The organism is Dyadobacter sp. Leaf189 (assembly GCF_001424405.1).
Taxonomy (GTDB): Bacteria; Bacteroidota; Bacteroidia; order Cytophagales; family Spirosomataceae; genus Dyadobacter.
The window spans coordinates 807,533-820,976 of sequence record NZ_LMPS01000001.1 but is presented as its reverse complement, the minus strand read 5'-3'; the positions used below and the strand labels follow the sequence as shown (position 1 = coordinate 820,976).

At 47.9% G+C, this 13,444-nt stretch carries 9 protein-coding genes; 6 read left to right on the top strand and 3 right to left on the bottom strand.

The window, feature by feature from the left end; genetic code table 11:
• Positions 1 to 117: 117 nt before the first annotated feature.
• The 3 genes from ASG33_RS03600 to ASG33_RS03590 all read left to right on the top strand — a co-directional run bounded on the left by ASG33_RS03600 (position 118) and on the right by ASG33_RS03590 (position 4,149).
• Positions 118 to 1,314, top strand: a complete 1,197-nt coding sequence (locus ASG33_RS03600; protein WP_056280402.1) for a M23 family metallopeptidase — start codon at positions 118 to 120, stop codon at positions 1,312 to 1,314.
• A 268-nt stretch (positions 1,315 to 1,582) separates the two neighbouring features.
• Positions 1,583 to 3,511, top strand: a complete 1,929-nt coding sequence (locus tag ASG33_RS03595; RefSeq protein ID WP_056280399.1) for a sensor histidine kinase — start codon at positions 1,583 to 1,585, stop codon at positions 3,509 to 3,511.
• A 20-nt stretch (positions 3,512 to 3,531) separates the two neighbouring features.
• Entirely contained in the window at positions 3,532 to 4,149 is a 618-nt protein-coding gene (locus ASG33_RS03590) for a response regulator transcription factor (RefSeq protein ID WP_056280395.1), read from the top strand.
• 4 nt (positions 4,150 to 4,153) lie between these two features.
• Here the strand turns inward: ASG33_RS03590 and ASG33_RS03585 are convergent, their stop codons facing one another.
• From ASG33_RS03585 to ASG33_RS03575, 3 genes are all read right to left on the bottom strand, one after another.
• The gene (locus ASG33_RS03585) at positions 4,154 to 5,215 is read right to left on the bottom strand and encodes a PLP-dependent aminotransferase family protein (RefSeq protein WP_056280393.1); all 1,062 of its coding nucleotides are present in this window, start codon (positions 5,213 to 5,215) and stop codon (positions 4,154 to 4,156) included.
• A 38-nt stretch (positions 5,216 to 5,253) separates the two neighbouring features.
• Positions 5,254 to 5,439 (bottom strand): hypothetical protein, encoded by a 186-nt coding sequence (locus ASG33_RS03580; RefSeq protein ID WP_157474551.1) that lies wholly within the window; start codon positions 5,437 to 5,439, stop codon positions 5,254 to 5,256.
• Positions 5,440 to 5,530: 91 nt separating this feature from the next.
• On the bottom strand, positions 5,531 to 6,985 hold the full coding sequence (locus ASG33_RS03575; protein ID WP_409012507.1) for an arylsulfatase: 1,455 nt from the start codon (positions 6,983 to 6,985) through the stop codon (positions 5,531 to 5,533).
• A 371-nt stretch (positions 6,986 to 7,356) separates the two neighbouring features.
• On the opposite strand from ASG33_RS03575, the gene ASG33_RS03570 reads away from it, so the two are divergent.
• The 3 genes from ASG33_RS03570 to ASG33_RS03560 all read left to right on the top strand — a co-directional run bounded on the left by ASG33_RS03570 (position 7,357) and on the right by ASG33_RS03560 (position 13,428).
• Complete coding sequence (locus ASG33_RS03570; protein ID WP_229238549.1) at positions 7,357 to 10,458, top strand: SusC/RagA family TonB-linked outer membrane protein; 3,102 nt, start codon at positions 7,357 to 7,359, stop codon at positions 10,456 to 10,458.
• 27 nt (positions 10,459 to 10,485) lie between these two features.
• Entirely contained in the window at positions 10,486 to 12,243 is a 1,758-nt protein-coding gene (locus ASG33_RS03565) for a RagB/SusD family nutrient uptake outer membrane protein (RefSeq protein ID WP_056280387.1), read from the top strand.
• A gap of 126 nt (positions 12,244 to 12,369) precedes the next feature.
• Positions 12,370 to 13,428, top strand: a complete 1,059-nt coding sequence (locus ASG33_RS03560) for a LacI family DNA-binding transcriptional regulator (protein WP_056280384.1) — start codon at positions 12,370 to 12,372, stop codon at positions 13,426 to 13,428.
• Positions 13,429 to 13,444: the final 16 nt, after the last annotated feature.

Here is a 13,444-nt window from a genome sequence, read left to right as displayed (position 1 = left end):
ATAGGTTGAAGTTGCACGTAATATAGAATTTTTTGTCCTAAATACCCCTCTTCTACAAAATATCAGACGTAACAGGCATGGATTTGTTAGTAGCCGGTTAAAACGAAGTCCTAAGTCATGAAACATTTGCAACAACTGTCACTGATCGCATTGCTTTTAGCGCTGCTCGCTTCCTGCAAGCCTGTGCCCGTTTCGCATTGGTTTCCGGTGACTCCACAAGAATTTTACGAACGTGACCTGCTGAAAGCCAAGCTTGAAAAGACACCCGCAGGACAAACCTGGTTTCGCGTCGGCGAGAAAGTTTTATCCGATTCCGTATTTTCGCTCGCGCCTTATCAGGAACGTTTCTACCTCGGCGATTCGGTTCCTGCACAGGCAATCCGGCTTAAAATACCCGAAGGAAGAAAACTCGTCATTACCCCGCTCCGTGAGGACGCAGACACAACTGCGCACCTGTTTCTTGAACTCTATAAAATCAAAAGCAATGGAAAAACGCAGCGGCTCGACTACCTGAACAAAGACGGACAATCACTCACCTATACCAACTACGAACAGGATACCCTCTTGCTTCGCCTGCAAACGGGCCTCAATGAAAAGCTGTCGGTTACACTCTCACTGACCACCCTGCCGTCACTGAGCTTTCCGGTTGCGGGTCACAACATGTCAGCTCTGATCAGTTTCTGGGGTGCCGACCGCGATGGTGGCATCAGGTCACACGAGGGAGTCGATATCCGGGCAAAACGCGGTACGCCCGTGGTGGCAGCGCAGGCTGGTTTTGTAACACAAACCGGGACCAACAATCTGGGCGGAAAAGTGGTGTTTCTATCGACTTTGTCAAGTCCCTACTCGCTCTATTATGCACACCTTGATAGCCAGCTTGTGTCGAGCGGACAGCGCGTTACCCTGGGCGATACGCTCGGGCTCGTAGGAAATACAGGCAATGCAATCACAACCGCGCCGCATCTGCATTTTGGGATCTACTTGCGTGGGCAGGGCGCTGTTAACCCACTTCCATTTATCAACGACAGGAAAGAAAAGCTGTCCGGCCTGCCTGAGACGTCTAAATGGTTTGGTGATACAGTTACATTAAAAAAGAAGGCAAACCTGTTCTATTCTCCGCAATTTGACAAAACAAGCCAGATCAGCACATTGCCGGCCAATACGGTTGTGAGGATCATTGGAGAAATGGCGAAAGGTTACCGCGTGACGCTGGAAGACGGCACCAAAGGATATATACCCACAGTACCACTTCAAAAATACAAGCGTCCGGAGCTGATAAAAAACAGTCCGGCCCGGTCCAGTGCAGGGTTGTAAGCTGCAAAGCGACCGGGCCGGGCTCTTCATTTTACCCCCGTACCCGGCAATAACATCCGGCACAAGGCTCTTTTTCATGGCTAATTTGTAATCTACCAAGGACATTGCTGTGCCTCTTGACAAAACAAAGGTACCCCCTTGTGTTCTTCCAAATCAATCCTCTAAAAACACGATTTTTGAAAAATCATGCTTTTAGAGGATATTTCTAAATCGTTTTATTTCAGAATTTTGCTTCCTGTAAAATCCTGTCGATCCATCCTCCGGCAATATGAAGTTTTTTGTTCAGGCGCTGCTGTTATTGCTGATCTGCTTCCGTGTTTCTGCGCAGGATTCGGATGTTCAATCCATCCGGCGACGCTTGCAGGCTGGAAAGCAGGACACCAGCATGGTGCTCACCTACATTGATTATGGTCAATACCTCGAAAACCAAAATCTGGACAGTGCAGCGAAGTACTATTTAAAAGCCGGGACATTGAGTGACAAACTGGCTTACCCGGCCGGCAAGTTCAAGTTCAGGACTTATTATACTTACATTCTAAACCTGCAGGGGAAGTTTGAGCAGGCATTGAAGCTGAACAAAGAAAGCCTGACCATTGCGAGGGAAATGAAGAACCCGCTGAATGTGGGAAAAGCGCTGGCTAATGTAGCGGCTAGCCATACCTACATGGGCAATTTTACGGAGGCGATCAAATATTACCAGCAGTCGGCAGACCAGTTTGACAAGCTGGGCCGGAAAGACTATCTGCCTAGACTTTACGTCAACATCGGGGCTGCATTTGAACACGCTAACCTTTTTGAAAAATCATTGGGATACAAAAAGAGGGCACTGGAACTTGCCCGGCCAATGAAGGACAGCCTGCAACTTGCAGATATATTGACTACGCTGGGCACATGCTATCTCAATTTAAAGAAATTCAAAGAGGCGACTGTCCATTTCAATGAGGGACTTGTTATTGCGCAGAAAAAAGGCTCGGATATTTTTGTTATACAGGCTTATGCAGGTTTGTGCCGCGCCAACAGAGGTTTTAAAAACCTACAAAAGGCGCGGGAATATGGTGAAAAAGGACTGGCATTGGCAAGAGAAACAGGCAATGTATTTCTTGAAATGGAATGCCTGCGCGCACTGATGTTTGTGGCGGAAGACTATAAGGATACCGCATTGTCAGCCAGGTACACCGAAGAAGCATTGAAGATTGCCGAAGCAAATGAAATGACCGACCACCTGATCGAGCTCTATGAAGATTATGCGACAGACCTGAGCCGGCAGAACAAACATAAAGCTGCTTACGATTACCTGATGAAATACGTGGTACTCAACGATTCCATTCAGGGAACAGACATTCAAAAGCAACTGCAGGAACTTGACGCGAAGTACCTCACAGCACAAAAGGAAAAGCAGATACTTACATTGGAAAAGGAAAAACAAACGCGCAACACGCTGATTTACGGATTGGCGGCGGGGCTCGTTGTGCTGGTGAGTATTTCAGTATTGGTGTACCGTAACATTACAATTAGAAAACGCATTGCCGAGCAGGAAGTATTGCAGTTGCAGCAGGAAAAGCAGCTGGTGGCTACCAATTCTATTTTGAAAGGTCAGGAAGAGGAACGCACACGTGTGGCGCGGGACTTACACGACGGGCTCGGCGGGCTATTATCAGGTATTAAATTAACACTCAACTCCGTGAAAGGAAATGTAATCCTGCCCGAAGAGAGCGCGCTGACGTTCACCCGGGCACTGAACCAACTGGACGGGGCGATCAGCGAAATGCGCCGCGTTGCCCATAGTATGATGCCCGAAACACTGGTGCATTTCGGGCTCATTGATGCATTGAGCGACTTTTGCGACGGGATAAGCGCCTCGGGTAAGCTGCTGGTGAGCATGCAGCATTTCGGTTTCGAGAAGCGGCTCGACTCTTCCGTGGAAATCGTTTTGTACAGGATCGTGCAGGAGCTGCTCAATAATGTGCTTAAATATGCAGAAGCGACCGAAGTTCAGGTACAGCTCACCAAAGTCGATAACCGGGTCAGTTTGACGGTGGAAGACAATGGAAAAGGCTTTGATGTCAGCAAGCTTGACCAGAATAAGGGTGCCGGAATGCGGAATGTGCAGGCGCGGGTGGACTATTTGAATGGAAAACTGGATATCCAGTCTGCACCTGACGAGGGTACTTCTATTTTGGTTGAAATTGAGGTCTGAAAGATTACTAAACAGCTATTATGAGTGTTAAGATACTGATCGTCGACGACCACCCGCTGGTACTGGAAGGTTTAAAATCGCTGCTGGCGGATTGCGAAGGCATTCTGGTGGCAGGTACCGCCTCGAATGCAATTGAAGCGATTGCATTTTTGAAGACCAATGAGGTTGATATTGCATTTCTGGATATCAGTCTGCCCGATATCAGTGGGATAGAGCTTTGCAAGAAAATCAAAGAGCAGTTCCCGTCAGTGAAGACACTCGCATTGAGCACATTCAATGAACGGTCGTATGTATCGCGGATGATCCAGAATGGCGCATCGGGTTATCTGATCAAGAGTTCGGGTAAAGAAGAAATCCTTGAAGCGATCCGGCAGGTGCAGGCGGGTGGCTATTTCATGAATGTCAATTTCGACCAGGCATCTTCACCTGCTCCCTCGAAAACGATACCTTTTTTAACCAGAAGAGAAAAGGAAGTTTTGCTGCTCATCGCGGAGGGACTCACCAACCCTCAAATCGCCGAGCAACTCTTCGTAAGTGTCACCACCGTAAACACCCACCGGCAGAACCTGTTAATGAAATTCGAAGTATCAAATACGGCTTCGCTGATTAAGCTGGCGGCGGGGTTGGGGTTGATTTAGCTGGTTAAGGCTTTCTGAGAATATCGGATATAATCTTTAACCCGGTGCGTATCTCAGAATGGTTTTCAACATTGCCCAGCGCAATCCGAAAACCATTGTTTTTCGGATTGTTTTCAACCTGATATGCCAGGCTGGTCACGACCTCAACGCCGACGTTTTTCAACTCACCTTCAAACAGGGCGACATCCGTTTTGAGAGAAAGCGGGACCCAAAGATGGAAGCTGTTTTCCTGAGAAATGTATGGCAATCCGGTCAGTATTTCGCTTACGATCTTTTGCCTGAAAGCGCCTTCAACACGTTTTTCCTGGATAATTCGATTGGCAACGCCAGTATTAATCAACCGTCCAACCAATGTTGTCGTCAATGCAGGCGCGCCGCTGCCGGATAAACGTATGCCCTCTACAATATTGCTTTGCCATTTAGGCGGTGAGATAATGTAGGAGCATTTGAGCCCGGCTGCCAGTGGTTTGGCGAAACTGTAAATGTAAAAACTTCTTTCAGGTGCCAGTTGCTCAAAATTAGGGGGCGATTGCACCTCAAGGAACCCGTAGGCATCATCGTCAATCAGCATCAAATCATACTTTCTTGCCACTTCCACAATTTCCCTTCGCCTATTCTCCGGCATGGTAATGCACAAAGGATTATGAACAGTCGGCATCAGGTAAACCGCCTTCGCACCAACCTGAATACAGATGTTTTCCAATGCATCTGGCAACATACCTTCACTGTCGAAGGCACAAGGAATTAGCCGCACATTGAGCATTCTGGCCAGCGCACTAAATCCGTTATACGTAATGGAGTCAGTCACCACAACTTCTCCTGAAAATTTTAAGCCCAGTAAAATAGAGGTCAATGCATTGTGCCCGCCACCTGCAATCAGAATGTTCTCAGCGTCAATAATATGGTCGGGACGCGATAGCCAGCGGGCACCAATTTCACGGTCTTCCCCCACCCCTCCTACCGGCACCATCCGCAGGCTTATTTCCTCCGAAATACCAGCCAGCACGCCCTTCATAAGTTCATGATGCGAACTGGTAAGGGGATAGTTAAAACGGAAATCGATCATTGAATTTATACTAAATGTGGCAGTTAACTTCCATCAAATCACATGTTTTGCTCCCTGCGCAGACGTTTTTCCGTATTTACCTCAGCAAGCCCGCAAACAAATGCCCCGATCAGTCCGCCAGTCACCGCGCCTGGAAAACCAAACAAGGAACCTCCCAGCATTGCTCCTCCTCCAATTCCCGACAATGCCGCAGTAATTACCGATGCCCAATTGGTGTGTGTCATTTCCTTCATAGTGTTTGTCGAATGCAAATTAATTAACCCTCGATTTTACAAAAAGAAATTATAATAACCTTTTACAATGCACAAACGGTAACTATTTCTCCGAATTCGTCGCCAGACTCCCGAATGGAAATACCAACGACGTCACGTGTGCGCGGTTCATGAGCTGGCCGAGCTCCTTGGCTTTTTCGGGGAATTGTGGTGTGAGGTTGGTTGTTTCAGCAGGATCTTTGGAGAGGTCGTAAAGTTCAACCAATGCATCGGGGTTTCCGGCTGCTTTCAGGCGGACTGCCTTCCAGTTGCCCTGCCGCACAGCCTGCCGCCCGCCTTGTTCGTGGAATTCCCAATACAGATAATCATGCTTTTTCTGGGTGGGCTTGCCTTTTAATGCATCCGTAAATGAGATCCCGTCAATATGGGCAGGCGCGGGCGTGTTGGCCAGCGCTGCGAACGTGGGTAATATGTCCCAGAATGCACCTATGTAGTCGCTTCTGGAGCCGGGTTTGATGGTACCCGGCCAGCGTGCCGCAAAAGGTTCGCGAATTCCGCCTTCGTACAAATCGCGCTTCACACCCCTGAACCCGCCGCTGCTGCCAAAGAACTTAGGATCCGCGCCGCCTTCCACGTGCGGACCGTTATCACTGGTGAAAATTACGAGCGTATTCTTGTCCAATCCTTTCTCTTTCAACTTGCTCATCACCTGCCCTACGTACATATCCAGCCTGGCTACCATTGCGGCAAAAGTGGCCCGCGGATACTCCTGAGACGCATATCCGCCCGGAGTTGCATTTGAACCATAGTCCGCGCCTCTGTAAAATTTCTCCTCAAACTTTCCCTTGTACTGTTGAAAAAGACTGTCGTCGGGCACGAGCAGCTCGGCATGGGGAAGTATGTACGGCAGGAAAAGGAAAAATGGCTTTCCTGTCTGCTGTTTGTCCATAAACTGCAAAGCCTGCCGCTGGATCAGATCCGGCGCATAGTCCTTGTCATACATCAGGTTCTTATTCGCCTCCAGTACGATTTTCTCGCTGTTATCCCACAAATGGTCTGGATAGTAGCGGTGCGCGAGACTCTGACAGTTATAGCCGTAAAATTTATCAAATCCCTGCTTACCCGGCTCCCCCTCCGACCCTACCGGCCCCAGTCCCCACTTCCCGAATGCAGCTGTGATGTAACCCGCCTTTTTCAACACCTCGGCAATGGTTGTTACCGAATCGGCGATCGGGTACTGGCCTTCGGGTGCTACACTTTTATTGCCGCGAATGTAAGTATGACCGGTATGCTGACCCGTGAGCAGGGAAGAACGCGACGGTGCGCACACAGAAGTACCTGCATAAAACTGGCTGAAAATCATTCCCTCCCTGGCGAGCTTGTCAATGTTGGGTGTTTTGATCAGCTTTTGCCCATTAAAACCTACATCGCCATATCCCAGATCGTCGGCCAGTATAAAAACAATATTCGGCCGGGCTGGTTTCGGAGACTGGGCTTTCAGTGTAGCTGGTGTCCATATAATGGAGAAGATGAGTGCTGATAAAATACTGAATTTCATCATATTCCTGTGAAAAGAAGTCAAAGCGAAAGTGATATGGCGGTGAGTAATCCGGGAATTTATCAAATTATCCTGTTCTCTACTGAGTTAGTGGACTTTTGTTTACTTAATTTTTTATGTCTGCGCAGTGTATCGAACAACATTATTCTACCAAAATGATTTTTAACAAAATATAATAACACACTTTGGATTTATGATTTACACTTTCTATCTTTCGGGTACGTACCCGATATTTTTCCATCAAAAGCTTACATTAAGTTCTAACAAGAGCCGCTGCATTTTTCATTTCAGGTGGTTTCCAGGATGAATTCAATTAGGTCAATGCGTGTACGTACCCGAAACTATTTCTAAACTCTTAACCCATTTCCTACATGAAAGAAGTAAAGCTCTACTATTTGAAGGTTTTTGCTTGCTGGGCGTTCACGGTGTGTATGTTACCAGCCTTTTGCCTCGCTCAAACCGAAGTGCCTGTGAAAGGAAAAGTTACTGATAAGCAAGCGCAGATCGGTCTGCCTGGAGTGAATGTGGTAATTAAAGGCACAGAAAAAGGGGTTACCACCGACGCGGAAGGCAATTTCGAGATTGCTGCTGCCCGGGAAGCAGTACTCGTTTTTTCGTTTATAGGTTATGAAAAGCAGGAGGTTACCGTCGGAAGCCAGTCGACTATTGACGTGATCCTGCAACCCTCGCTAACCAATCTGGAAGAGCTGGTGGTAGTGGGTTACGGAACAATGAAGAAAAGCGACCTGACGGGCGCGGTAATGCGGGTGAATAAGGAAGCGTATCAAAATCAGTCGATGACGCAGCTGACGGATATGCTCACAGGTACGGTAGCCGGCTTTTACGCCAATCAGTCTACCACCGCAGCAGGTGGGGGATCGCTGGAAATACGCGGGCCGAAATCGCTGAATGCATCTACTGAACCGATGATCGTGCTCGATGGGGTGATTTTCAATGGAAGTATCCGGGACATTAATCCGTCTGACATTGAAACCATTGACATCCTCAAAGATGCGAGCTCAACAGCAGTTTTCGGTGCACGCGCAGCGGCGGGGGTTTTGATGATCACGACCAAAAAAGGCACCAAAGGGAAGACGACCATTAACTTTTCGAGTGAGCTGGGCATTACGGAAGTTGCAAATGATTTCAAACCATTTGACGCCAAAGGCTACCTGGATTTCAGAAGGGATATCCTGCGCGTAACCAACTCCGGAAATCCTGATTTCTACTATTTTAACCCACAACAACTACCCGCCGGCGTGACTACGGAACAATGGCGGAATGCGAGCAATAACCCGCAGCCCGACAATACCGACGAGTGGCTGGGCAGGCTCAGACTTTTCCCTACCGAACTCGAAAATTATAAAGCCGGCCGAACAACCGACTGGTACAACAAAGTAATGCAGCCCGGATTTCGCCAGAACTACGATCTGAGCGTAGCGGGCGGTTCTGAAAAATTCAATTACTACTATTCGCTGGGTTACACCAACAATGAAGGTGTGATAATCGGCGACAAATTTTCGGCCCTGAGAACGCGCCTGAATGTGGATTTCACGATCACTGACTGGCTGAATGTAGGTGTAAACACCCAGTTTTCCGATCGTGATGAAAGTGCAGTACCTGCCAATCTATCAGGCATGTTCAACTCCAGTCCCTACGGATCGGAGTTCAATGCTGCCGGCGATATCAACTGGTACCCGCACGATTATCCGGGAGGTATCAATCCGCTGATCGATTATTATGGTCAGGATAAATACCGGAAGATCAACAGCTTGTTTGCCAGTATGTTTGCCAAAATCAAGCTGCCTTTTGGTATTGATTATAAAATCTCCTATCAGCCGAGATTCCAGTTTTTGAAAGACTATAATTTCTGGTCGGCACAAACGATTGTAGGCGGAAACGACCATTCAAAAGGTTACGGAACACGCGTGGAATCTTCCAATTACGAATTTATCCTGGATAACCTTTTGCATTGGAACAAGCAGTTCGGCAAGCACAGCTTTGACGTAACCATGCTTTACAGCACAGAGAAAAACCGGAAATTCTATACGCGGATCAGCAATGAAATTTTTGTCCCGAATCAAAACCTGGGCTTCAATGGACTGCAATACGGTACCAATCCTGCCCTGATGAATGCCGACTCGATCATCACCGGCGACGCGGTTATGGCGCGATTGAATTACACATTCAACGATAAGTACCTTTTCACAGGCTCGGTCCGCCGCGATGGTTACTCTGCTTTTGGTATCAAAAATCCCCGCGCAGTATTCCCTGCCGCCGCATTGGCATGGCGGATTTCGGAAGAAGATTTCTTCCAGCTGGATTGGGTGAGCCAGATGAAACTACGCGTTTCGTGGGGTGTGAATGGCAACCGCGAAATCGGTGCCTACTCAGCACTGGCGCAGATGAGCCAGAATTTATATTATGATGGAACAAACGTACAAGTTGGCGTATATAACAGTACGTTAGCTAACCACGATCTGGTTTGGGAGCGTACGCAGTCTATTAACATCGGTACAGATATCAGTTTGTTCAAAAACAGACTGGATGTAAGTGCGGAATATTACGATATGACCACGACGGATTTGCTGATGAACCGGCTGCTTCCTCAGCTCACTGGTTTTCAAAGTGTGACTTCCAATTTAGGAAAGCTGGGTAACAGAGGTTTTGAGATGACGATCAATACAGTCAACGTGAGCAAACCTAAACTCAACTGGCGGTCGAGTTTTGTGTTTTCATTGAACCGGAACAAGATCAAAGAACTGTTTGGTGACTATGAAACGGTGGAAGTGGACGGAAAACAGGTAACCCGCGAGCTGCCGGATTATTCCAATGAATGGTTTCCCGGACAGGCAATCGACCGCGTTTGGAACTATAATATCAAGGGAGTCTGGCAGACAGCCGAGAAAGACGCAGCCGCAGTTTACAGAATGGAACCCGGCGATTTCAAAGCGGAAGATGTAAATAACAACGGAGTTTACGAGGCTTTGTCAGACAAGAAATTCATCGGCTGGGAGCGGCCGAGGTTCCGTCTTGGATTTCGTAATGACGTCAACTTCCTGAAATACTTTACTGCTTCCATATTCGTGCGGGCTGATCTGGGCCATATTGGTTCGTTTGCAGAAGCATTGCACCGCGGCTCCGAAACTTACGATCGCCGGAATACCTGGGCTATCCCCTACTGGACACCCGACAATCCGATCAACGATTATGCGCGCCTGAATGTAAATGAGAATGCATTCGGCGGCGGCGTGATGATTTACAAGCCACGTTCTTTTGTGAGAATTCAGGATTTGTCGCTCGGCTATAACCTTCCTTCAAGTATTTCAGAGAAGATCCGGCTGAACAATGCGCGCTTGTTTGCTTCTGTCCGCAACCTGTACACATTTGACAAGTGGCCCGGCTGGGACCCTGAATCGGGGTATTCGCCTATGCCGCGGACTTACACATTCGGCGTTTCGGTTTCTCTTTAATGCATTGCAATCCCAAAATCTGAAATCATGAAAAGGATCTTAAACATAACATTTACATTGTTGCTGCTGTTTGTGGTGACAATTTCCTGCACCGAAAAATGGCTTGAACCTCAGCCGCTTTCGTTTTTTACCCCTGAAAATGTGTATACCGACAAAGCAGGTTTTGAATCTCTGCTGATCACGATGCGCAAGGATCTGAAAAATGAAAATACCGGCGCGATCAACTTCCTGATCAACGAGTTCGCAGCTTCCGACCTGGGTGCAGCGAGCGTGCAGCTGGATTTTTACAAACTCACCCCTAACACCGACCGGTACTACAAGTTCCTGGCGATGTTCAACTCGGCTTATGCGTCGATCAAGAATGCGAATGTGCTGATTTCCAGAATTGATAACATCAAATGGACCAATGAAGCCGACCGTAATATGCTGCTCTCAGAAGCTTACTGGCACCGGGCTTACTGGTACTACCGGCTTGTGAATACGTACGGAGATGTTCCGTTTATCGGTAAAGAGCTGATCGGTGCGAAGCTGGATTTCAAAACGCACAGCCGCTGGGCGATCCTGAACAAGATCCAGTCGGATATGGAATTTGCAGTACAGCATTTGCCCGCAACAGCCGCTCCGGGCGCAATTACCAAAGGCGCAGGAGATCATTTATTGGCCAAGATTTACCTGTCGAACATGCAGTTTGATAAAGCGATCGAAGCAACTACACGCGTGATTAACGGACCTTATGCTTTGATGAAAAACAGGTTTGGCGTAGCTGCAGGTGATGCGAAGCGCAATGTGATCTGGGATTTACACCGGCCTAAAAACTTTAACAGCACACAAAACACCGAGACCATTCTTGCGATTGTCGACCGGTTTGAAGCGCCTCCGGGAGCAAAGTCGGCCGGGTTGCTTACCATGCGGCATTACAACAGTGCGTGGTGGAATGCGGTGGTACGGGATAGTCAGGGAAAAGCGGGTACGCTAGCCTCCGGACCGATGTACGATTCGCTGGGCCGTGGCAATGGAAACGTGCGGCTTACGCCATTTTACCAATATGATCTGTGGAAATTCGGCAATGCAAACTGGAAAAATACCACTGACCTGAGGCGCGCCAATATCAACTGGGTGGATCTGGACGAGCTGCTTTACAACAATCCTGCTTCTGTCGATTTCGGAAAACCGATCAGACCACAGAATATGGCGGTATTGGCGGACACATTCTATTCGCTTTACGCGATGCCGCATTACATTACTTATGTACCCCAGGATGATCCCAAAGCCGCACCTTTCGGCGGGAATGGCGACTGGTACATTTTCAGACTGGCGGAAACTTACCTGTTGCGGGCAGAAGCGCATTTCTGGAAAAATAACCTTGCCGCTGCTGCTGCCGACCTGAATATGGTCCGCGCACGCGCCAATGCATTGCCTGTTGCAGCCGGACAGGTTACCCTAGATTTCATTTTTGACGAACGCGCCCGCGAGCTTTTTGCAGAAGAGCCGCGCCACTCGGAGCTGGTGCGCGTTTCCTATATCATGGCAAAACTGAACAAAGGCGGCTACGATCTGGCTAATTTCAGCTCAAAAAACTATTTCTATGACCGGGTTTACTCGCGCAATAATTTTTACGAGAAAAAGGTATCGTACATCGGAAATGTAGCTTCTATTGCACCATTCCACGTACTCTGGCCCATTCCGTCTATTGTAATTACAGCCAATACCCTCGCCGTGATCAACCAGAATGTAGGTTATGAAGGTGCGGAGAGGAATGTCGCCCCGCTTGAAACGATTGAGTAACAAACATTGAGGCTGCACCGAAAGTATAACCGGCTCAGGTGCAGCCTTTCCTGATACCAGGGTCACTTCTTTGTTGTTTTTGAGAAAACGCGCTTTATATTGGGCAAAAATGCCTGTTAATACCCGATGAAAAAAGATACTACTTATTACGGAGTGAAGGAAATTGCACGGCGGGCCAATGTGTCCATTGCGACCGTCGACAGGGTCATTCACAACCGGACAGGCGTTTCTGAAAAGACCAAGCGGAAGATCAACGAGATCATCAAGGAACTTGACTATCAACCCAATATTCTGGCAAGCCGGCTGGCTTCCCGTAAAATCATCACACTGGCCGTAATCATACCCCGCGTTTCAGACGAAACCGATTTCTGGGAAGCTCCCCTGCGCGGTATCAAGCGGGCTGAGGCAGAAATCAAGAAGTACGGAATTGAAATACAGCATTTCTTTTTTGATCTGAATGATAAAAATTCTTTTGAGGAACAGGCGCGCAAGCTATTGAAAGAAGATATCCAGGGCGTGCTGCTCTCTCCTTCTTTTATTGAAGAATCAAAGGAGTTTGTTCAGGCTTGTCACGAAAAAAAGATCCCGCTCGCATTCATTGATTCCGATCTGCCGGGCCAGGATAACCTTTGCTACATTGGTCCGCATTTGTACCAGAGCGGCTACGTAGGCGCCAAATTGCTGACCTACCGGTTGAAAGAAAATCACAAAGTGCTGGTCGTCAATATTTCGAAAGAGATCGACAACTATAATTACCTGCAGATCGAAAAAGGATTTCGCGCCTATTTCAGCGACCACGATCAGCCTTGCGAAATTGTGCGGATCGATATCCCGGATACGGATAACCTGTCAGTTACCAATGCACTGACGCGCATTTTGCATGAACATGAAGATCTGGAAGCCATTTTCGTTACCAATTCCAGGGTTTTTGCAGTTGCCTCCTTTTTGAAGAAGAGCAAGCGTACCGATATTTCGCTGATCGGATACGACTTTTTGAAAGAAAATATCAATTACCTGAACGAAGGACTGATTGATTTCCTGATCTGCCACAAACCCGAAGAGCAGGGTTACCGCGGACTGATGGCGCTTTATCAAAAACTGGTACTTGGCGCACCTGTCGAAAAGGTGCATTTTATGCCTATTGACATCATTACTAAAGAGAACCACGCATTTTATCAAAACTGATCATTTTGCAAATTCA

Coding starts and splice junctions, on each gene's coding strand:
- ASG33_RS03600 (WP_056280402.1), top strand. CDS start 118: ATGAAACATTTGCAACAACTGTCACTGATCGCATTGCTTTTAGCGCTG.
- ASG33_RS03595 (WP_056280399.1), top strand. CDS start 1,583: ATGAAGTTTTTTGTTCAGGCGCTGCTGTTATTGCTGATCTGCTTCCGT.
- ASG33_RS03590 (WP_056280395.1), top strand. CDS start 3,532: ATGAGTGTTAAGATACTGATCGTCGACGACCACCCGCTGGTACTGGAA.
- ASG33_RS03585 (WP_056280393.1), bottom strand. CDS start 5,215: ATGATCGATTTCCGTTTTAACTATCCCCTTACCAGTTCGCATCATGAA.
- ASG33_RS03580 (WP_157474551.1), bottom strand. CDS start 5,439: ATGACACACACCAATTGGGCATCGGTAATTACTGCGGCATTGTCGGGA.
- ASG33_RS03575 (WP_409012507.1), bottom strand. CDS start 6,985: ATGAAATTCAGTATTTTATCAGCACTCATCTTCTCCATTATATGGACA.
- ASG33_RS03570 (WP_229238549.1), top strand. CDS start 7,357: ATGAAAGAAGTAAAGCTCTACTATTTGAAGGTTTTTGCTTGCTGGGCG.
- ASG33_RS03565 (WP_056280387.1), top strand. CDS start 10,486: ATGAAAAGGATCTTAAACATAACATTTACATTGTTGCTGCTGTTTGTG.
- ASG33_RS03560 (WP_056280384.1), top strand. CDS start 12,370: ATGAAAAAAGATACTACTTATTACGGAGTGAAGGAAATTGCACGGCGG.